This is a genomic window from Duganella sp. GW822-FHT06D06 (genome assembly GCF_058799615.1).
The window spans coordinates 192,909-213,767 of sequence record NZ_JBXALQ010000012.1; the positions used below are offsets into that span (position 1 = coordinate 192,909).

Below are 20,859 nucleotides of genomic sequence, written 5' to 3' on the forward strand. Positions count from 1 at the left end.
GTTCACACGTCACACCTAGCATAGGGGAATACCATGTTCCAACAAGGACTTAGCGGCCTGAACGCAGCATCCAAATCGCTGGACGTTATCGGCAACAATATCGCCAACGCCAGCACGGTTGGCTTCAAGGGCTCGCAGGCGCAGTTTGCGGACCTGTACGCCAACTCGCTGAACGGCGTGTCGGGCAACAATCCCGGCATCGGTGTGACGACGGCCAAGTTGGCCCAGCAATTCACGCAGGGCAATATCGAGACCAGCAACAACCCGCTGGACATCTCGATCAACGGCGGCGGCTTCTTCCGCGAAGTGGTCAACGGCGCGGTGCAGTACTCGCGCAACGGCCAGTTCCACGAAGATAACACCCACACGCTGATCAACGCCCAGGGCGCGCAGCTGACCGGCTATCTGTCGAACGCGGCCGGCGTGATCCAGCTGGGCGCGCCGGTGCCGCTGACCTTGGACAAGTCCGATTTGACGCCGGTGCAAACCAGCACCGCCAACTTCCAGCTGAACCTGAGCTCGGCCGAGAAGGTGCCGGCCACGATCCCGTTCGACGCCGGCGATCCGACCAGCTACAACAAGCAGACCGTGCTGAACGTGTACGACAGCCTGGGCACCTCGCACATCATGACGACTTACTACGTCAAGACCGACGCCAACACCTGGGACGTGTACGCGGCGGCCGACAACAAGGAGATCGTCTCGGGCGGCGTGGCCGCGGCGATCAACAGCGATGCGACCGTGACCGCTGCCCGCACCGTCTACAACGACGCCGTGCGCTTCACTCCGCCGGATCCGGCCGCCATCGCCGCCGCCGCCGGCGCGTATGCGGCCGCAGCCTACCAGTCCATGTTGACGGCCGCCAGCGTGCCGCCGGCCGCCGCCTCGCAGGCGCAGCTGGACGCACTGACGGCCGCCTCCGTCGCGCTCGATCCGACCAACAGCGGTTCCATCACCGGCATGACGCCGGACCAGATCAACGCCAGGCTGGCCGCCGCCATCACCGTGCCAGCCGTCAAGGCCGGCACGCTGCTGTTCACCAAGACCGGCGTGCTGGACCAGGAGGCGATGGCCTTGATGGTACCGACCCCGCAAACGCTGCCGTTCAATATCCAGCTGCCGATCTTCCCGGACACCGGCGCCCAGCAGCCAATGACGGTCGCCACCACCTTCGACAAGACCACCCAGTACGGCAGCGTCACCAACGACCTGGGCTCGGTGCAGAACGGTTATTCGGCCGGTTCGTGGCAGCGTTACGCGATCGACGCCAACGGCGTGATCCTGGGGCAGTACAGCAACGGCAAATCGCGCCCGATGGGCCAGATCGCCATGGCGAATTTCGCCAGCGTCGACGGCCTGACCCCGCTGGGTAACAACTCCTGGGCGGAAAGCTCGGCTTCGGGCACGCCGCAGGTCGGGGTGCCGAACGCCGGCTCGATGGGTTCCTTGCGCGCCAGCTCGGTCGAAGTGTCGAACGTCGACCTGACGGCCGAACTGGTCAACATGATCACCGCGCAGCGCGTCTACCAGGCCAATGCGCAGACCATCAAGACCGAGGATTCGGTGCTGCAAACCCTGGTGAATCTGCGTTAATGCGCTCCGATAAGGGGAGATAGCCATGGACCGCCTGGTTTATACCGCGATGACAGGTGCGCGGCACGTGATGGATCAGCAAGCCACCGTTGCCAACAACCTGTCCAACGCCACCACCACCGGCTTCCGCGCCCAGCTCGATACGTTTCGGGCGGTGCCGGTGGTGTCGGAGGGCCTGCAGACGCGCGCCTTCGTGGTCAGCTCCACGGTGGGAGCGGACATGCGCGCCGGCCCGATCCAGACCACCGGCCGCGCGCTGGACATCGCGGTGCGCGACCAGGGCTGGATCGCGGTGCAGTCGGCCGACGGTTCGGAAGCCTATACCCGCAACGGCAGCCTGAAGGTCAGCGAGAACGGCCTGCTGCAAACCACCAGTGGCCAGACCCTGGTGGGCGACGGCGGCCCGATCGCCATCCCGCCCGACACCACGGTGATGGTGGCCGGCGACGGCACCGTCAGCACCATCTCCACCGATTTCAAGCCCGGCCCGGCCAATGTGCTGGGGCGGATCAAGCTGGTCAACCCGGACGTCAAGGGATTGGTGCGCGGCGACGACGGCCTGTTCCGGCAAGTGAGCGGCACCCCGGCCGAAAACGACCCGACGGTGCGCGTGGTCGACGGCGCGCTGGAGGGCAGCAACGTCAATCCGGTCGATTCCATGGTCAACATGATCAGCCTGGCAAGGCAGTTCGAGATGCAAATGAGTTTGCTGAAGAACGCCGAGAATAACGCCGCAAAAGCCACCCAGATCCTCGCTTTGAGTTGATGACCTCTCCCGCATAATGGTGGCGTGGGATGAGTAGCTGTCGCTTTTGACGGCTCCCGTCCAAGCAACGGGAGAAGCATCATGATACGTTCACTGTGGATCGCCAAGACCGGCATGGAAGCGCAACAGACCGCGCTCGATGTCACGTCCAACAACCTGGCCAACGTCAGCACCAACGGCTTCAAGAAGTCGCGCGCGGTGTTCGAGGATCTGCTGTACCAGAACATCCGCCAGCCTGGCGGCCAGTCGTCGCAGCAGACCAACCTGCCGTCGGGCATGCAGCTCGGCACCGGCGTGCGGCCGGTGGCGATCGAACGGGTGCACACCCAGGGCAACCCGCAGTCGACCGGCAACGACAAGGACCTGATGGTCAACGGCAACGGTTTCTTCAACGTGCTGCTGCCGGACGGCACCACCGCCTACACCCGCGACGGCTCCTTCCAGCGCGACAACAACGGCCAGATGGTCACCTCCAGCGGCTTCGTGCTGCAGCCGGCCATCACCATCCCGATCACCGCGCAATCGATCACCGTCGGCCGCGACGGCACCGTCTCGGTCACGCTGCCGGGCCAGGTGGCGCCGCAGCAGATCGGCAGCGTCCAGTTGTCGACCTTTATCAACCCGACCGGGCTGGAGTCGAAGGGCGAGAACCTGTACGTGGAGACCGGCGCCTCCGGCAACGCGCAGACCAACACCCCCGGCACCAACGGCACCGGCGTGATCCTGCAAGGCTACGTGGAAACCTCGAACGTCAACGTGGTCGAGGAAATGGTCAATATGATCCAGACCCAGCGCGCCTATGAAATCAACTCGAAGGCCATCACGACCTCCGACCAGATGCTGGCCAAGCTGTCGCAGTTGTAACGCTTTTGCAAGGAAACCGAGCATGAAATCCGCCATCACCATCGTTGCAGCAGCGGCCGCCCTGAGCGGCTGCATGACGACCCCGACCTCCATCGTGCAGATGCCGATGTCGGCCCGTCCGCTGACCAGCGCCCAGCTGCAGGCGGCGCCGACCAACGGTGCGATCTACCAGAACGCCGCCTTCCGGCCGATCTTCGAAGACCGCCGCGCGCGCCAGGTGGGCGATGTGCTGACCCTGGTCATCACCGAGAAAACCTCGGCCGTCAAAGCCGGCGCCAGCTCGGGCAACAAGTCCGGCAGCGTCAGCGCCAGCGTGCCGCAGCCGCTGCAATCGACCTTCGGCGCCACCTTGTCGGCCAACAACGCCAGCAAGTACGCCGACGGCGACAACCAGTCGGCCAGCAACACCTTCACCGGCACCATGGGCGTGACCGTGGTCGAGGTGCTGGCCAACGGCAACCTGATCGTGGCCGGCGAGAAGCAGGTGGCGATGAACAAGGGCGTGGAATTCATCCGCTTCTCCGGCATGATCAATCCCGACAATATCGCCACCGGCAACACCGTGCAGTCGACCGCCGTGGCCGACGCCAAGGTCGAGTACCGCACCAACAGCCAGATCGACCGCGCCGAGATGACGTCGATGGCGTCGCGCTTCTTCCAAAGCCTGTTACCTTTCTGATGGCGATCATGGACAGCACTCAACAAATCAACGAAGCGACGCGCCGCTTTGCCGGCCTGTGCAAGCTGGCGGCCATGGTGCTGCTGCTGGCGGCGGGCTCGCTGCTGGTGCCGCCGGCCCACGCCGAGCGCCTGCGCGACCTGGTCAGCATCGCCGGCGTGCGGCAGAATCAGTTGATCGGCTACGGCCTGGTCGTCGGCCTCGACGGCAGCGGCGACCAGACCACACAAACCCCGTTCACCGTGCAGAGCGTGGTCTCGATGCTGCAACAGTTGGGCGTGAACCTGCCGCAAGGCACCTCGCTGCAATTGAAGAACGTCGCCGCCGTGATGGTGACGGCGTCGCTGCCGCCGTTCGCGCAGCCGGGCCAGACGCTGGACATCACGGTCTCGTCGATGGGCAACGCCAAGAGCCTGCGCGGCGGCACGCTGCTGATGACGCCGCTCAAGGGCGCCGACGGCCAGGTCTACGGCATGGCCCAGGGCAATGTGCTGGTGGGCGGCGTCGGCGTCGCCGCCGGCGGCGCGGGCGGCAGCTCGCTGACCGTCAACCACCTCAGCGTGGGCAAGATTTCGGCCGGCGCCACGGTCGAGCGCGCGGTCGCCTCCAGCCTGGGCGAGGGCAACTTCATCAAGCTGGAATTGAACACCGCCGACTTCGCCACCGCCAGCCGCGTGGTCGAGGCCATCAACGACAAATACGGTGCCGGCATCGCCTACGCGCTGGATAGCCGCGTGATCCGGGTGCAGTCGCCCAGCAGCAGCGACCAGCGCGTCAGCTTCATCGGCACCTTGCAGGACATGCAGGTCAACCCGGCCGAGCAGGCGGCCAAGGTCATCATGAACGCCCGCACCGGCTCGGTGGTGATGAACCGCGCCGTCACGCTCGACACTTGCGCCATTTCGCACGGCAACCTGTCGATCTCGGTGAGCGCCGATCCGCAGATCAGCCAGCCGAACCCCTTGTCGGGCGGGCGCACCGTGGTCGCGCCCAACCAGCAGGTGGGCATCAAGGCCGACAGCGGCAAGGTGATGATGGTCAAGGGCGGCGCTTCGCTGGCCGAGGTGGTCAAGGCGCTCAACGCCATCGGCGCCACGCCCCAGGATCTGCTGGCCATTTTGCAGGCGATGAAGGCGGCAGGTTCGCTGCGCGCCGAGTTGGAAATCATTTAAGCGAGGCGCATCATGACCAGCTCCATTCCCAACGCCAATACTTCCAACGACCTCAGCAGCAAGTTCGCCCTCGACCTCAAGGACATGGGCAGCCTGCGCCAGTCGGCCAAGGCCGGCAGCCCGGAGGCGCTGAAGACGGCCGCCACGCAGTTCGAAGCGATGTTCGTCAACATGATGATGAAGAGCATGCGCGAGGCGACGCCGCAGGACGGCATGATGGACAGCCAGCAGACCAAGATGTTCACCACCATGCTGGACCAGCAGACCAGCCAGAATATCGCCAAGAAAGGCATCGGCCTGTCGGACATGCTGATACGCCAGCTGTCCAAGAGCGCCGACCAGCAGGCGCTGGCGATCGGCAACGAGGCCGGCGACCGCAGCAGCGGCGCCAACGGCGGCAGCTTCGGCGGCCTGTCCAGCCTGATGGACGCCAAGCTGCAGCGCGCCATCGCGGCGGCCGGCGGCCCCGGCGTTGCCGGTTCGGTCGACGACCGCAGCGCGGTGCCGGCCACCACCATCGCCAGCAAGGGCAGCCAGGCGCCGCACGTGCGCAGCTTCCAGCAAAAACTCGGCGCCGACGCCGAGGAAGCCAGCCGCGCCACCGGCATCCCGGCCAAGTTCATGCTGGGCCAGGCGGCGTTGGAGAGCGGCTGGGGCAAGCGCGAGATCAAGGGCCGCGACGGCAGCAACAGCCACAACCTGTTCGGCATCAAGGCCGGCGGCGACTGGAAGGGCAAGGTGGTCGAGGCCACCACCACCGAATACGTCAACGGCAAGGCGCAGACCCGGGTCGAGCGCTTCCGCGCCTACGACAGCTACAGCGACAGCTTCAAGGATTACGCCAAGCTGTTGTCCAGCAATCCGCGCTACGAAAAAGTGCTGGCCAGCGCGGGCGACGCCAGCAGCTTCGCCCAGGGCTTGCAGAAGGCCGGCTACGCCACCGACCCCAACTACGCGAACAAGCTCACCAGCATCATCAAGCGTTCGCTGGCGGGCTGAGGCGACCTGCCTAATCAAGTTTGGCGACGGCCTGCCGTTACCACCTTACACATAGAGTAAAAAATATCATGTCCAGTCTTCTCAGTATCGGCAAAAGCGGTTTGTTGGCAGCCCAGGTGGGTCTGGCGACCACCGGCAACAACATCACCAACGCCGGCGTGGTTGGATACAGCCGCCAGGTCGCCATCCAGGCCGACACCGCGACCCTGGACCAGGGCTTCGGCTTCGTCGGCACCGGCACCGAGGTGGCGGCGGTGCGCCGCTACTACGACAACTTCCTGGCGGTGCAGCTGCGCAACGCCGAGTCCAACCAGGCCTCGCTGGACGCCTACACCAAGCAGATCAGCCAGATCGACAACCTGCTGGCCGATCCCACCGCCGGCCTGTCGCCGGCCCTGCAGGATTTCTTCAACGGCGTGCAGGACGCCACCTCGAATCCAGCCTCGGCGGCGTCGCGCCAGGCCATGCTGTCGACCGCGTCGTCGCTGGCGTCGCGCTTCCAGGGCTTGAGCGCGCGGCTGTCGGAGATCGCTTCCGGCGTCAACGGCCAGATCACCTCCAACGTCGGCGAAATCAATTCCTACGCCACCCAGATCGCCGCGCTCAACAAGACCATCGCCGGCCTGAGCACGGACGGCAAGGCGCCCAACGACATGCTGGACCACCGCGACCAGATGCTGACCGAGCTGAACAAGCTGATCAAGACCACCGTCATCCCGGGCGACAACAACACCTTGACGGTCGAGTTCGGCACGGGCCAGCCGCTGGTGGTGGGCGGCACCGCCTTCCAGCTGGCGACGTCTAACTCGCCGACCGACGCCAGCCGCGTGACGGTCGGCTACCAGAGCGACACCGGCGTCTTCAGCGCCCTGCCGGAGAGCGTGCTGACCGGCGGCCAGCTGGGCGGCCTGATCTCGTTCCGCAACGGCGCCATGGACCGCGCGCAAAACTCGCTGGGCCAGGTGGCGGCCGGGCTGGCGGTCAGCTTCAACGCCCAGCACGTGCTGGGGCAGGACCAGAACGGCGCGCTCGGCACGGCGTTCTTCAACCCGATCACCGCCTATGTCGGCGCGAACAGCCGCAACTCGCCGGTCAGCACGGCCGACGTCAGCGCCGTCGTCACCGACGCCAGCAAGCTGACCGCCAGCGACTACAGCGTCGACTACGACGGCACCAATTTCAACGTCACCCGCCTGAGCGACGGCCAGGTCACGCAGATCAACCCTTTCCCGCAGACGGTGCCGCAAACCATCGACGGCGTCGACTACACGATCACCGGCGCGCCGGTGACCAAGGACAACTTCCTGGTGCGGCCGACCTACAACGCGGCCGACCAGTTCAGCGTCGCCATCGGCGACCGCAGCAAGATCGCGCTGGCGGCGCCGATCGCCACCGCCGCGCCGAACGCCAACGCCGGCAACGCCAAGATCAGCGCCGGCAGCGTGGACGTCAACTACCTGACGCCGGGCAACGCGCTGGCGGCGCCGGTCACGCTGAGCTTCGACAAGGCGACCGGTTCGTTGTCGGGCTTCCCGCCGGCGCAGGACGTGACGGTCACGGTCAACGGCGTGGCCACCGTGTATCCGGCCGGGACGCCGACGGTGCCGTACACCGACGGCGCGGCGATCAGCTTCGGCGGCGTCAACTTCACCATCAGCGGCACGCCGGCCGACCTCGACACCTTCACCATCGGCCCCAATGTCAGCGGCGTCGGCGACAGCCGCAACGGCGCCCTGCTGGCCGGCCTGCAAACCAAGAACATCCTGGACAACGGCAACGCCACCTATCAGACCACCTACGCGCAGATGGTCAACTTCGTCGGCAACAAGGCGCGCGAGGCGCAGATCAGCGGCGCCGCCGCCGACGCCGCCGTGGCCCAGGCCACCACCCAGCAACAGAGCGTCTCCGGTGTGAACCTGGATGAGGAAGCGGCAAATCTGTTACGCTACCAGCAGGCCTACCAGGCCAGCGGCAAGGTCATGCAAGTGGCCAGCACCCTGTTTGATGTATTGCTCAACCTTAGGTAATTATCATGTCCATGCGCATCAGTTCCAAGACGATCTACGACGTCGGCGTAGGGCAGATCAGCAGCCTGCAGACCGCGCTCGCGCGCACCCAGCAGCAGCTCTCGACCGGCCGCAAGAACCTGTCGGCCGCCGACGATCCGATCGCCACCGCGCGCGCGCTGGAAGTGACGCAGTCGCAGGCGATCAACACCCAGCTGGTGACCAACCGCTCCAACGCCAAGGGCTCGCTGTCGATGGAGACGGTGGCGCTGGCCAGTTCGACCGCGATTTTGCAGGACATCAAGACGCTGGCCGTCAATGCCGGCGACGGCAGCATGACGCAGAAGGACCGCGCCTCGCTGGCGACCGAGCTGGAAGGCCGGCTGGCCGATCTGCTGGGCCAGGCCAACACCGCCGACGGCGCCGGCGGCTATGTGTTCTCGGGTTACAAGTCGACCACCTTGCCGTTCACCCAGACCGCCACCGGCGCCGCCTACCAGGGCGACCAGGGCCAGCGCGCATTGCAGGTGGGCTCGACCCGCACGCTGCCGATCAGCGATTCCGGCGCGTCGGTGTTTGAAAACAATGTGACCGGCAACGGCACCTTTGTCACCGGCGCCGACCCGGCCAACTACACGCGCGGCGGTTCCGGCATCATCAGCGCCGGCTCGGTCAAGGACGCGACCCAGCTGACCGGCCACAAGTACCAGATCGATTTCCAGGTGGTGCCGGCGACGCCGGGCGTGCCCAAGGTCACCACCTACACCGTCACCGACCTGACCCTGAACCTGCCGGTGCCGCCGGCGCCGGTGCCGGCCGTGCCGCAGCCCTATGTCAGCGGCCAGAACATCACCTTCGACGGGGTGCAGTTCGACGTCAAGGGCGACCCCGCCGACCTGGATAATTTCACGCTGCAGCCCAGCACCAAGCAATCGATCTTCACCACCGTGACCGAGCTGATCGCCGCCCTGCGCGCGCCGGGCGACGGCGCGGCGGGGCAGGCCAGCCTGAACAACAAGCTCAACCAGGCCCACAAGAATATCGACAGCGCCACCGACAACCTGCTGTCGATCCAGTCGGAGGTCGGTTCGCGGCTGAAGGAGCTGGATTACCTGGACAGCTCCGGCGACGATTTGAACTTGCAGTACGCCACCACGCTGTCGGACTTGCAGGATGTCGACACGGTGAAGGCGATCTCGCTGTTCACCCAGCAGCAGACCACGCTGGACGCGGCGCAGAAATCGTTCAAGAGCCTGTCGGGGCTGTCGCTGTTCAACTACATCACCTGAATCCGGCGCCGCCGGCGCCGACGAAAAAAAGCCCCATCGGCACTGAGCGCGATCTTGAGCGCGTTCAGTGCCGATGGGGCTTTTTTCATCCGGGGGGCATTTCATCCGGAGGTCAAGTCTGACATTCGGACACGAGCTCTGCCGTAAACCGTATTACGGCAGAGCTCGTGTCCGAATGTCAGACTTGATCCCCGGGTTATTTGGCGGCCAGGATGCCGGTCGCGGTGCTTGGCTTGCGGAACCAGTCTTGCTCGCCCGCCGTGGCGCTGCCGCTCAGGACGGTGGTGGCGGCGTCGTAGTGCTTGAGCTGCTCGGCCAGCGCGGCGACGTGGCCGGCCAGACCGGGCGTGGGCGCCGGCGTCAACTGGCCGCCGGCGCTGCCGCCGCCGTCCGCGGCGCCGGCCTGCTGGCCGTAGTGGTTGATCGCTTGCGTCAGCGCGCTGGTTTGCGCCGCCCGGCTGGCCAGGAACCAGACGTCGGCCATCTGGCCGACCGCGCCGTCGGTGCTGGTGTAGCTGGAACGCAAACCGATCCAGTTGTTGTTGTCCAGCTCGCTCACCTTGCTGGCGCTCACCGCCAGGCTGGCGATGTTCAGCGCCGCCAGCGTCTTCAGCTCGTCGCCCTGGCTGACGCCGTCCGCGTTGGCGTCCACCCACACGCGCAGGTCGCCGAACTGGCAATCCTGGCGGTCGACCACGCCGTCGTGGTTGCTGTCGAGGTCGGCCAGCGCGGCGAAGCCGTCCTTGGCCTTGGCGCCGCCGCTGCGGGTGGCGGTGCCGAACAGCTCGCTGCCGTCGTTGATCTGGCCGTCGTGGTCGCGGTCCAGCGCGAGCAAGCCGTCGCCCTGGCCGACCCAGCCGGTGTTGAGCCGTTCGCCGTCGGCGTACAGGTCGAACTTGACGCCGGCATCCATGCCCAGCGTGCCGATGCCGTTGCCGTTCAGGTCGAGGATCAGCGGACTGCCCAGCGGCAGCACCGCCAGTTGCTCGGCCGTCAGCGCCGCCAGCTGGTCGGCGGTCAGCGCGCACACCTGGGCCGCGGCCAGCACCGAGATTTCGGTCACGGTCAGGGCGGCGATCTGCTCCAGCGTCAGCGCCTTGATCTGGGTCGCCTTGAGCGATCGCATCTGCGCGGTGGTGAAGGCGGCCACCTGGACGGCGCTGAAGTTGGCGATGGTGGTGGCCGACAGGTTGGACAGCTGCGCGGTCTTCAGCGCGACGATGTCGTTGCCGTCCAGGGAATGGACCTGGTCGGCGTTCAGCGCGTTCAGCGCCACCACCGACATCGCCGCCACCAGCGACGGATCGAGCGACGAGATCTGCGCCGTGGTCAGACCGGCCGACTGGGTCACGCCGAATGCGGCGATCTGGGCGGTGCGCAGGCTGTTGACCATGTCGATCGACAGGCCGACGATCTGGTCGGAGGTGAAGCCGGTGATCTGGGTCGACGTGAACGGACTCAGCGAACCGAGCGCGGCCAGTTGCCCGGTGCTCAGGCCGCGGATCTGCGCCACCGCCAGCGAGGCCAGCGAGCGGGTCGACAGCGCGACGAACTGGGCGCCGGTGAGCGCGCCGAGCTGGTTGGTCTTGAGCGTGACCAGCTGCGTCGAGCTCAGCGCGGCGACCGCGTCGATGTTCAGCGCGGCGATCTGGTCGGTGCCTAGGGTGGTCAGGTTCAGGCCGCGCGCCTGCTGGGTGTTCAGCGCGCCCAGCTGGTCGGTGGTCAGCAGCGCCATCTGCTTGGCCGACAGCGCGGCGATCTGCGCCGAACGCAGCGTGGCGAAGTGGTCGACGTCGATGCTGCCCAGCTGGTCGGTCGTGAGCGCCGCCACCTGGCTGGCGTTGAGCACGCCCAGGGTGCTGAGCATGTTGAGCTGCTGGGTGCTCAGGATGGCGATGTCGACCGCGCTCAGCGTGGCGATCTGCTGGGTCGCCAGGCTGCCGACCTGGGCCAGCGTCAGCGACGAGAACTGGGCCTTGGTCAGCGAGTTCAGTTGCACGCTGCTGAGGGCGGCGATGTCTTCCCCTTCGATCGCCTGGATCTGGTCGGTGCTCAGGCCGGCCAGCGCGGCCACGCTCAGCGCCCGCACTTGCGCCGTGCTCAGGCCGACCAGCTGGTCGGTGGTGACCGATCCCAGCTGGTTCTTGCTCAGCGCGGCGATCTGCGCGGTGCGCAAGGTCAGCATGTGGTCGCCGTTGAGCGAGACCAGCTGGTCGGTGGTCAGCGCGCCGACCTGCAAGGTGGTCAGGCCGGCCAGCGTGGCCAGGCCGTTGAGCTGCTCGGTGGTCAGGGCCTTGGCCTGCAGGCTGGTCAGCGCGGCCACTTCGGCCGTGGTCAGCACGCCGAACTGGTCGACGCTGAGCAGCGAGATTTGCAGCGTGCTCAGCGAGGCGATCTGGCTGGTCTTCAGGCCGGACAGGTCTTCCGCCTCGATGGCGGCGATCTGGTCGCTGTACAGGCCGCGCAGCGCCGAGGTGCCCAGCGCGCGCCACTGGGCCAGCGACAGCTGCGCGATCTGGTGGGTGGTGAAGGCGCCCACCTGGGCGCTGCTCAGCGCCGCCATCTGCTTGGTGCTCAGCGCGTCGAGCTGGACGTCGCTGAGCGCCTGGATGCGGTCGGTGGAGAGGGTCGCGACCTGGGTGGTGTTGAGCGAACCGAGGCCGCCCAGCAGCAAGAACTGGTCCGGCGTCAGGAAGCTCAGCTGGGTGGTGCTCAGGGCGGCGATCTGCGCGGTGCTCAGGCTGGTCAGCTGGCTGCTGGTCATGCTGACCAGCTGGTCGGAGGTCAGCGCGCGGATCTGCCCGCTGCGCAACACGGCCAGGTCGGCCAGCTCGATCGCGACGAACTGGTCGGTGCTGAGGGTGGCGATGGTCCTGGTCGACAGCGCGCGGAACTGCGCCTCCGTCAGGTTGACGATCTGGTCGGTGCTGAGCGCGCGCACCTGGTTGACGCTCAGGGCGGCGATGGCGCCGCTGGCCAGGGCGGCGATCTGGCTGGTGCTGACGGCGACGATCTGGTCGGTGGTCAGCGCCAGCAGTTGCGTCGAGCGCAGCGCGGCGATGTCGGCCAGTTCGATCGCGGCCACCTGGTCGCTGGTCAGCGCCGCCAGGCTGCGCGTGTTCAGCGCCAGCATGTCGCCGGTGGTCAGCGCGACGATCTGTTCGGTGGTCAGGCTGAGCACCTGGATGTTGCTCAACGCGGCGATCTGGCTGGTGCGCAGCGCGCCGATCTGCGACGGCAGCAGCGCGCTCAGCTGGTCGGAGCTCAGCGCGCGGATCTGCGCCGTGGTCATGGCGCCGATATTGTTGATGCTGACCAGCTGGCCGGTGCTCAGCAGCGCCACCTGGCTGGGCTTGAGCAAGGCCAGCTCGCGCGTGGTCAGCGCGGCGATCTGGTCGCTGGTGAACGCCAGCAACTGGTCGCTGCTGAGCGCTTGCAGCTGGGCCGACTTCAGCAGCGTGAGGTCGGCCGCCTCGATCGCGGCGATCTGGTCGGTGCTCAGGCCGGCCAGCGCGGCGACGCTGATGGCGCCCACCTGGGCGGCGCTCAGTTCGATGATCTGGTCGCTATTCAGCACCGACACCTGCAGCGAGGACAGCGCGCCGATCTGGCGCGTGTTGAGCAGGTCGATGTCCAGCAGCGACAGGTTGGCCATGCGGGTGGTCGAGATGGCGGCGATTTGCAGGGTCGAATAGTCGGCCAGGTTGCCCAGCGCGCCGGCCTGGGCGTTGCTCAGCGCCGCCAGCTGGGCCTGCGTGAAGGCGGCGATGTCGTCCTGGCTGAGCGCGTGCAGCTGGTCGGTCAGCAGCGCCTGCATCTGGTCGGTGGTCAGCGCGCGCAGCTGGGCGGTGCTCAGCGCCGCGAAGTCCAGCGCCTCGATGGCGTCGATCTGGTCGGTGTTCAGCGCGGCCAGCAGGCCGGTGGCGAGCGCGCGGATCTGGCCGGTCGTGAGGGCGATGATCTGGTCGCTGTTCAGGCCGGCCGCCTGGCGGCTGCTCAGCGCCGCCAGCTGGCGGGTGTTCAGCGAGGTGAAGCGCTGCGCGGTCAGGCTGAGCAACTGGTCGGTGCCGAGGGCGGCGACCTGCAAGGTGGTCAGCGCGCCCAGGCTGGCGAGCGCGGCGATCTGGTCGCTGTTCAGGAAGCTCAGCTGGCGGGTGGTCAGGGCGGCGATTTCATTGTTGACCAGGCTGCCGTACTGCGGCAGGGTCAGCGCGCCCAGCTGGTCGCTGGTGAGCGCCGTCACCTGCAGCGTGCTGAGCGCGGCCAGGTCGGCCCCGCTGAGCACCTGGATCTGGTCGGTGGTCAGCGCGGCGATGACGGCGCTCGACAGCGAGCGCACCTGGCCGCTGGTGAGCGCCGGGATCTGGTCGCTGGTCAGGTAGCGGATCTGGGCGGTGCTGAACGCGGCGATCTGGGCCGTCTTGAGGGCGGCCACCTGGACCGGCGTCAGCGCGATGATCTGGTCGCTCGACAGGCCGCTGATCTGGCGTGTGCCGAGGCCGGCCAGGCTGCCCAGCGCGGCGAACTGGTCGGTGGTGAGCACGCCCAGCTGGCGGCTGGTCAGCGCGGCGATTTCCTGCGAGGTGAAGGCGCCCAGCTGGGCCAGGGTCAGCGCGGCGATCTGCCGGGTGGCCAGCGTGGCGACCTGGTCCGTGCGCAGCGCGGCGATGTCGGCCAGCTCGATGGCGACCAGCTGGTCGGTGGTCAGCGCGTTCAGGCTGGCCGAGCCCAGGCCGCGGATCTGCTTGGTGTCCAGCGCAACGATCTGGTCGGTGGTGAGCGCCTGCAGCTGGATGCTGGCCAGCGCGTTGAGCTGGCGGGTGGTCAGGGTGGCGATCTGGCCCAGGCCCAGGCTGGCCAGCTGGGCGCTGGTGAGCGCCTGCAGCTGGCTGGTGGTCAGCGGCGCCAGCGAGGCCAGGCTGTCGACCTGGGTCAGCAGCAGGCCGGCGATCTGGGCCGAGGTCAGGCTGGCCAGGGTGCGGGTGCTGAGCGCGGCGAACTGGCCGGCCGTCAGCGCCGCCAGCTGGTCGCTCGACAGCGCGGTGATCTGGCCGGTGCCCAGCGCGGCCACATCGACCACCTCGAGCGCGGCGATCTGGTCGGTCGACAGCGCGGCCAGGGTGGCGGTGTTCAGGCTGCGCACCTGGGCCGTGCTCAGCGCGACGATCTCGTCGGTGGTGAGCGCGCCCACTTGCAGGCTGGTCAGGCCGGCGATCTGGCTGGTCTTCAGCGTGGCGATCTTGGCCGGCGCCAGGCTGGCGATCTGCAGGGTGGTGAGGGCGGCGATCTGCTTGCTGGTCAGCGGCGCCAGCGTGGCGAAGCTGGCCATCTGGCCGGTCGACAGCGCGGCGATCTGCAGGGTGGTCAGGCTGGCGATGTCGCGCGTGCTCAGCGCGCCGAACTGGGCCGGCGTCAGCACGCTCAGCTGGGCGGTGGTCAGCGCCACCACCTGGGCGGTCGACAGCGCCTGCAGGTCGACCAGCTCGATGGCCGGCACCTGGTCGGAGCTCAACGCTGCGAGCTGGTCGCTGGTGAAGGCGCGGAACTGGGCGGTGCTCAGCGCGACGATCTCGTCGGTGGTCAGCGCCATGATCTGGTCGGTGGTCATCGAGGCGATCTGGCGCGTGGTCAGGCCGGCCAGGATGGACAGCGGCAGCGAGGCGATCTGGGCGGTCGTGAGGCCGGCGATGGCGGCGGTCGAGAAGCTGGCCAGCGAACTGAGCGCGCCGAGCTGGTCGCTGGTCAGCGCCGCTTTCTGGTCGGAACTGAGGGCGGCGATTTCCTGCGAAGTCAGGCCGGTGATCTGGTGGGTGCTCAGCGCGATGATCTGGTCGGTGGTCAGGTTGACCAGTTGCGCGGTGGTCAAGGAGGCCAGCTCGGCGTTGGTTAGCGCGGCGATCTGCGCGGTCGACAGCGCCGCCATGTCGGCGGCGGCGATGCCGCGCAGCTGGGCCGGCAGCATGCCGGCGATCTGGTCGCTGGTGAGCGAGAGCAGCTGGTCGGTGTTGAGCGCATGGATCTGTTTGGAACTGAGCGCGCGCAGGTCGGCCAGGTTCAGCGTGGACAGCTGGTCGGTGCTGAAGGCGGTCAGCTGGCGGGTGGTGAACGCGCCGAGCGTGGCCAGGGCGTCGAGCTGCCCGGCGCTCAGGCTGGCGATCTGGGTCAGCGTCAGGGCGGCGATTTCGCCGGTGTGCAGGGCCCGCAGTTGTTGCGTGCTCAGCGCCGCCAGCTGATCGGTGCTGAGGGCCGCGATCTGGCGCGTGCTCATCGAGACCAGGTCGGCGTTGCGCAGCGCGGCGATGCGGTCCGTGGCGAGCGCGGCGATGGCGTCGGTGCTCAGCGCGCGCACTTGCGCGGTCGACATCGCCAGCACCTGGTCGCTGCTGATGGCGGCGGCCTGGACGCTGTTGAAGGCGGCCAGCTGGTTGGTCAGCAAGGTCGCGAAGTCGGTGGTCGACATCTGCGCGATCTGGTCGGTGGTCAGGCCGGCGATCTGCCGGGTGACCAGCGGGCCCAGCGTCGACAAGGCGTCCAGCTGGGCGCTGCTCAGCACCGACAGCTGGTCCGCGGTCAGCGCGCGGATTGCGCCGGTGGTGAAGGCGGCCAGCTGGTCGGTGGTCAGCGCCACCACCTGGTTGGTGCTCAGCTGGGCGATCTGGGCGGTGCGCAGCGCGCGGATGTCGCGCGTCTCGATGGCGGCGATGGCGTCGGTCGACAGCGCGCTCATGGCGCCGGTGCTCAGCGCCATCAGCTGGGCCGAGTTGAGTGCGATGATCTGGTCGGTGGTCAGCGCCTGCAACTGGTCGCTGGTGAAGGCGGTGAACTGGCGGGTGGTCAGGCTGGTCAGGTCGGGCAGCGTGATGGCGCCGATCTGGGCGGTGGTGAGCGCGCGGATCTGGCGCGTGGTCAGCGCCGTCAGGAAGCGCAGCGCGTCGATCTGGGCGCTGCCCAGGGCCTGCAGCTGGTCGGTGGTCAGCGCCGCGGTGTCGGCCGAGTTCAGCGCGCCGATCTGGTCGGTGTTGAGCGCCACGATCTGGGCCGTGCCCAGCTTGTTGACTTGCTGGCTGTCGAGGCCGGCGATGTCGCGGGTCTCGATGGCGCCGACCTGGTCGGTGCTGAGGGCGGCGATGGCGGCCGAGCTCAGGCCGCGGAACTGGGCGGCGCTGAGCGCGATGATCTGGTCGGTGGTCAGCGACTGGATCTGGTCCGAGTTCAGCGCGCGCAGCTGGTTGCTGGCCAGGGTAGCCAGGTTGCGCGTGGACAGGGAGCTCAGTTGCTCGGTGGTGAAGGAGCTGATCTGGCGGCTCGACAGGCCGGCCAGCGTCGACAGCGCGTTCAGCTGGTCGGTGGTCAGCACGCTGATCTGGTCGGTGCTGAGGGCGGCGATGGCGCTGCTGGTCAGCGCGGCGAACTGGTCGCTGCTCAGCACCACCAGCTGCTCGGTCGCCAGGCGGGCGATCTGCGTCGAGCGCAGCGCGGCGATGTCGCGCGTTTCGATCTGGCCGATCTGGGTGCTGGTGAGCGCGTTGAGCATGGCGCTGCCCATGGCGCCGTACTGGGCCGCGGTCAGCTCGATGATCTGGTCGCTGCCCAGCGCCTGCACCTGGTCGTACGTCAGCGCCGCCAGTTGCACGCTGCTGAGGCTGACGATGGCGCGGCTCTGCAGCCCGGCGATCTGGTCGGTGGTCAGCGCCTGGATTTGCAGCGTGCCCAGCGGCACGATGGTGCGCAGCGCGTTGATCTGGTCGGTGCTCAGCGCGGCCAGCTGCTCGGGCAGCAGGGCGGCTTCGTCGTCGGTGCTGAGGGCGCCGATCTGGTCGCTGTTGAGCGCCACCAGCTGGTCGCTGCTGAGGACGCGGATCTGGGCCGAGGTCAGGGCGCGGATGTCGCGCGTCTCGATCGCCAGCATCTGGTCGGTGGTCAGCGCGCTGAGCGCATCGCTGGTCAGCGCGGCCACCTGGGCGGTCGCCAGGGCGACGATCTGGTCGCTGTTCAGGGCCTGCACCTGGACGGCGTTCAGCGCCGCCAGCTGCGCGCTGCTGAGGACGGAGATGGTGCGGGTGGTCAGCGAGGTCAGCTGGTCGGTGGTCAGCGCCCCGATCTGGGCCGAACCGAGGGCGGCCAGCGAGCTCAGCGCGTTGAGCTGGTCGGTGCTCAGCACCGGCAGCTGGTCGGTGGTCAGCGCCGCGATCTCATTGCTGCGCAGCGCGTGCATCTGGTCGGTGCTCAGGCCGGCCAGCTGCAGCGCGCTCAGGGCGCCGACCTGGCTGCTGCTCAGCCAGACCAGGTCGCGGGTTTCCAGCGCGGCGATCTGGTCGCTGCTGAGCAGGGCCAGCGAGGCGGTCGACAAGTTGCTCAGCTGCACAGAGCTCAGCGCGGCGACCTGGTCGGTGGTGACGGCGGCCAGCTGGTCCACGGTCAGGGCGTTGAGCTGGTTGGTGGTCAATTGCGCCAGCATGGCGGTGGCCAGCGTCTGGATGTGGTCGGTGGCGATGGCTTGCAGCGCGCTGGTGCTGACGGCGCGCAGCTGCTGGGTGGTCAGCGAACCGAGCTGGTCGGTGGTCAGGCTGGCGACCTGGTCGGAGCCAAGCAGGCTCAGCTGGGCGGTCGACAGCGCGTGCAGGTCGTTGGTTTCCAGCGCGGCGACCTGGTCCGAGTTCAACCGGTTGAGCTGGACGCTGGTCAGCGCCTGCATCTCGCGGCTGCTGAGGGCGACCAGCTGGTCGGTGCTGAGGGCGCCGATCAGGTCGGTGTTGAGCGCGGCCACCTGCAGCTGGGTCAGCAGCGGCACGTTGTCGGTGGTCAGGCCGGGCAGGGCGTCGGTGCTCAGGTAGTTCAATTGCTCGGTGGTGATGGCGCGCACCTGGGCCGAACTCATCACGCCGAGCTGGTCGGAGTTGAGCGCCTGCATGTCTTCGGTCGTGAACAGGCCGATCTGTGCAACCGAGAGGCTGACGATCTGGTCGGTTGTGAAATTCGTAACGATCGAAGTCATTGCATTGTTCTCCCGGGGAGCTTCCATGATACGCGCATAATTGCCTCATGGAAACCAAAAATCACTGGTTGGCTATTGAATTTCGCTATCGGCGCGGCCCCGGAGGCCTAAGCGGCAAACTTGCCGGTTTGACTGCGTCGGGGCGCTGCGACCAGGTGCGCGGCATCAGCCGCGCGCGTTCCATGCCTTCCAAAAACAGGTTTTGCACGGGCGTCGCCAGATACGGGAGTGTCATGGCGATGACCAGCAAACCTACACCTAAAGTAATCGGAAACCCGATGCCAAACAAATTCAGTTGCGGCGCCGCGCGTGTCAGGATGCCCAGCGCAACGTTGGTAATCAATAAAGCCGCGACGATGGGCAGCGACAGCTGCACACCGGTGCTGAAAATCTTGCCGCCCCAGTCGGCCAGTTGCTTGAAGCCGCCGCCGTAGACCGGCGAGGTCGACACCGGCAGCGTGTAAAAACTTTCCACCAGCACCGACAGCAGCACCAGGTGGGCGTTCACCGCCAAGAACGCCATGGTCGCCACCAGCGCCAGGAACTGGCTGATCGCCGATGAGCGGCCCTGGGTGTTGGGGTCGAAGAACGTCGCGAAACCCAGGCCCATGGTCAAACTGGAGATTTCTCCCGCCATCTCCACCGCGGCAAATATGATGCGGATACTAAAGCCCATCGCCAGCCCGATCAGCATTTCCTGCGTCAGGATCAGCAGCCCGGCCAGCGACATCGGATCGGCGCCCGGCAGCAGCGGCACGGCCGGCGCCACCACCATCGCCAGCAGCACGCCCAGGCTGACCTTGACCGTGGCCGGCACGCTGGAATTGCCGAACAGCGGAGACGCCGCCAGCAGCCCCAGGATGCGCGTGAGCGGCCACAGCAAACCGGCGATCCACAGATTGATATCGGCAGTGGAGAACGAAATCATGAGGCGTTTTCCCTATTTATTTCCACCGAGCATCAGCCTTCTTATTCTAAGTCAAGTTCTTATTGAATCGTAAATTGTTACATCTTGGCAAAATGTCTACCCGACCAGGCCGGGAATGCCGCCGAACACCTCGCGCATATAGTCGAGCATGACCGACAGCATCCACGGCCCGGCCACCACCAGCGCCACGAAGATGCCGACCAGCTTGGGGATGAAGGACAGCGTCGCCTCGTTGATCTGGGTGGCGGCCTGGAAGATGCTGACCACCAGGCCGATGATCAGCGCCACCAGCAGCATGGGGGCGGCGATCATCAAGGTCACCTCCATCGCGTGGCGGCCCATCGTCATCACACTTTCCGGTGTCATGGCGGTCTCCTAGTAAAAACTCTGGGCCAGCGAACCGAGCAGCAGTTGCCAGCCGTCCACCAGCACGAACAGCATCAGCTTGAACGGCAGCGAGATCACGGCCGGCGACATCATCATCATTCCCATCGACATCAGTACAGAGGCGACCACCATGTCGATAATCAGAAATGGAATAAAGATGGCGAAGCCGATCTGGAACGCGGTTTTCAGTTCGCTGGTGACGAAAGCGGGCACCAGGATGCGCAGCGGCACGTCTTCCGGCCCCTGCAGCGCGGGGCTGCGCGACAATTTCACGAACAAGGCCAGGTCGGCCTGCCGGGTTTGCTTCATCATGAAATTTTTTAATGGGATGACGCCCTTGTCCATGGCGGCGCTCATATTGATCTTGTTTTCCTGCAACGGCAGGTAGGCCTCGGTGTAGATCTTGTCGAAGGTCGGGCCCATGACGAACAAGGTCAGGAACAGCGCCAGCCCGACGATCACCTGGTTGGGCGGCGCCGACTGCGTGCCCAGCGCCTGGCGCAGCAGCGACAGCACGATGATGATGCGGGTGAAGCTGGTCATCAACAACAGCGCCGCCGGGATGAAGGTCAGCGCCGTCATCAGCAGCATGGTCTGGATCGGCAGCGTGTAGCTGGTGCCGCCGCCCGGCGCCGGCGCGGCGTTGAAGGCCGGGATGCCGATGCTGGAATCGGCGCCGGCCGCTAGCGGCAGCGCCAGCGCGGCCAGCATCAACAGGGATTTGACGGCCGCAGCCGGGGGGATGCCGGCCTGCTTATTTGCCATTGCGCTTGTCGATCGTTTGTTTGAACCATTCGGCGAAGTTGGCGGTCGGCAGCGCGGCGCTGGTGGCCGGGTCGCTGCTTTCCTGGCGCGGCATGGTGGCCAGCGCGTTCATGCGGCCCGGCGAGGCGCCGACCACGATCCATTGCTGGCCCACTTCCACCACCAGGATGCGCTCGCGCGTGCCCACGCTGAGCGCGCCGACCAGCTTGACGTTGCTGTTGCCGCCGCCGAAGTTCCTGGGGCCATAGCGCTTCAGGAACCAGGCCAGGCCGATCAGCAGGGCCAGCACGAACATCAGCGCGAAGGTGGTTTGCAGCAAGCCGCCGCCGGACGAGGCGGCCGCCGGTTGCGGGGTGGGGATGGTCATCGCCAGCGGGCCGGCCGGAGCGGGGGCCGGCGCGGGGGCGGCCGCGGCC

At 67.1% G+C, this 20,859-nt stretch carries 13 protein-coding genes; 8 read left to right on the forward strand and 5 right to left on the reverse strand.

From position 1 onward, the window contains the following. Positions 1 to 33 precede the first annotated feature (33 nt). From AC1RMD_RS21575 to flgL, 8 genes are all read left to right on the forward strand, one after another. Complete coding sequence (locus AC1RMD_RS21575; protein WP_492929230.1) at positions 34 to 1,593, forward strand: flagellar hook protein FlgE; 1,560 nt, start codon at positions 34 to 36, stop codon at positions 1,591 to 1,593. Between the two features lie 25 nt (positions 1,594 to 1,618). Further along, positions 1,619 to 2,359 carry a flagellar basal-body rod protein FlgF gene (flgF, locus tag AC1RMD_RS21580; RefSeq protein WP_492929231.1) on the forward strand — a complete coding sequence of 247 codons (741 nt, stop codon included), beginning with the start codon at positions 1,619 to 1,621 and terminating at the stop codon, positions 2,357 to 2,359. An 81-nt stretch (positions 2,360 to 2,440) separates the two neighbouring features. Continuing rightward, positions 2,441 to 3,223, forward strand: a complete 783-nt coding sequence (gene flgG / locus AC1RMD_RS21585) for a flagellar basal-body rod protein FlgG (RefSeq protein ID WP_492929233.1) — start codon at positions 2,441 to 2,443, stop codon at positions 3,221 to 3,223. A gap of 22 nt (positions 3,224 to 3,245) precedes the next feature. Then, positions 3,246 to 3,902, forward strand: a complete 657-nt coding sequence (locus tag AC1RMD_RS21590) for a flagellar basal body L-ring protein FlgH (RefSeq protein WP_492929235.1) — start codon at positions 3,246 to 3,248, stop codon at positions 3,900 to 3,902. After that, entirely contained in the window at positions 3,902 to 5,074 is a 1,173-nt protein-coding gene (locus tag AC1RMD_RS21595; RefSeq protein ID WP_492929237.1) for a flagellar basal body P-ring protein FlgI, read from the forward strand. The genes AC1RMD_RS21590 and AC1RMD_RS21595 overlap by 1 nt, the downstream gene beginning before the upstream one ends. A 12-nt stretch (positions 5,075 to 5,086) precedes the next feature. Beyond that, on the forward strand, positions 5,087 to 6,073 hold the full coding sequence (gene flgJ / locus AC1RMD_RS21600; protein WP_492929239.1) for a flagellar assembly peptidoglycan hydrolase FlgJ: 987 nt from the start codon (positions 5,087 to 5,089) through the stop codon (positions 6,071 to 6,073). A 68-nt stretch (positions 6,074 to 6,141) separates the two neighbouring features. After that, entirely contained in the window at positions 6,142 to 8,100 is a 1,959-nt protein-coding gene (gene flgK, locus AC1RMD_RS21605; protein ID WP_492929241.1) for a flagellar hook-associated protein FlgK, read from the forward strand. Between the two features lie 5 nt (positions 8,101 to 8,105). Further along, positions 8,106 to 9,368, forward strand: a complete 1,263-nt coding sequence (gene flgL / locus AC1RMD_RS21610; protein ID WP_492929243.1) for a flagellar hook-associated protein FlgL — start codon at positions 8,106 to 8,108, stop codon at positions 9,366 to 9,368. Positions 9,369 to 9,564: 196 nt separating this feature from the next. On the opposite strand, the gene AC1RMD_RS21615 is transcribed toward flgL, so the two are convergent. The 5 genes from AC1RMD_RS21615 to fliO all read right to left on the reverse strand — a co-directional run. After that, positions 9,565 to 18,363 carry a beta strand repeat-containing protein gene (locus AC1RMD_RS21615; RefSeq protein ID WP_492929245.1) on the reverse strand — a complete coding sequence of 2,933 codons (8,799 nt, stop codon included), beginning with the start codon at positions 18,361 to 18,363 and terminating at the stop codon, positions 9,565 to 9,567. Positions 18,364 to 18,448: 85 nt separating this feature from the next. Further along, positions 18,449 to 19,291 carry a flagellar biosynthetic protein FliR gene (gene fliR / locus AC1RMD_RS21620; RefSeq protein WP_492929247.1) on the reverse strand — a complete coding sequence of 281 codons (843 nt, stop codon included), beginning with the start codon at positions 19,289 to 19,291 and terminating at the stop codon, positions 18,449 to 18,451. Between the two features lie 96 nt (positions 19,292 to 19,387). Next, complete coding sequence (fliQ, locus tag AC1RMD_RS21625; RefSeq protein ID WP_008451355.1) at positions 19,388 to 19,657, reverse strand: flagellar biosynthesis protein FliQ; 270 nt, start codon at positions 19,655 to 19,657, stop codon at positions 19,388 to 19,390. Positions 19,658 to 19,666: 9 nt separating this feature from the next. Next, complete coding sequence (gene fliP, locus AC1RMD_RS21630; RefSeq protein ID WP_492929250.1) at positions 19,667 to 20,443, reverse strand: flagellar type III secretion system pore protein FliP; 777 nt, start codon at positions 20,441 to 20,443, stop codon at positions 19,667 to 19,669. Then, positions 20,433 to 20,859 (reverse strand): flagellar biosynthetic protein FliO (gene fliO, locus AC1RMD_RS21635; RefSeq protein WP_492929251.1); only part of this gene is annotated, 427 nt, incomplete at its 5' end. The genes fliO and fliP, both read right to left, overlap by 11 nt.

What these genes read in the sequence shown, in the direction of transcription:
- AC1RMD_RS21575 (WP_492929230.1), top strand. Translation starts at nt 34, where the DNA reads ATGTTCCAACAAGGACTTAGCGGCCTGAACGCAGCATCCAAATCGCTG.
- flgF (WP_492929231.1), top strand. Translation starts at nt 1,619, where the DNA reads ATGGACCGCCTGGTTTATACCGCGATGACAGGTGCGCGGCACGTGATG.
- flgG (WP_492929233.1), top strand. Translation starts at nt 2,441, where the DNA reads ATGATACGTTCACTGTGGATCGCCAAGACCGGCATGGAAGCGCAACAG.
- AC1RMD_RS21590 (WP_492929235.1), top strand. Translation starts at nt 3,246, where the DNA reads ATGAAATCCGCCATCACCATCGTTGCAGCAGCGGCCGCCCTGAGCGGC.
- AC1RMD_RS21595 (WP_492929237.1), top strand. Translation starts at nt 3,902, where the DNA reads ATGGCGATCATGGACAGCACTCAACAAATCAACGAAGCGACGCGCCGC.
- flgJ (WP_492929239.1), top strand. Translation starts at nt 5,087, where the DNA reads ATGACCAGCTCCATTCCCAACGCCAATACTTCCAACGACCTCAGCAGC.
- flgK (WP_492929241.1), top strand. Translation starts at nt 6,142, where the DNA reads ATGTCCAGTCTTCTCAGTATCGGCAAAAGCGGTTTGTTGGCAGCCCAG.
- flgL (WP_492929243.1), top strand. Translation starts at nt 8,106, where the DNA reads ATGTCCATGCGCATCAGTTCCAAGACGATCTACGACGTCGGCGTAGGG.
- AC1RMD_RS21615 (WP_492929245.1), bottom strand. Translation starts at nt 18,363, where the DNA reads ATGACTTCGATCGTTACGAATTTCACAACCGACCAGATCGTCAGCCTC.
- fliR (WP_492929247.1), bottom strand. Translation starts at nt 19,291, where the DNA reads ATGATTTCGTTCTCCACTGCCGATATCAATCTGTGGATCGCCGGTTTG.
- fliQ (WP_008451355.1), bottom strand. Translation starts at nt 19,657, where the DNA reads ATGACACCGGAAAGTGTGATGACGATGGGCCGCCACGCGATGGAGGTG.
- fliP (WP_492929250.1), bottom strand. Translation starts at nt 20,443, where the DNA reads ATGGCAAATAAGCAGGCCGGCATCCCCCCGGCTGCGGCCGTCAAATCC.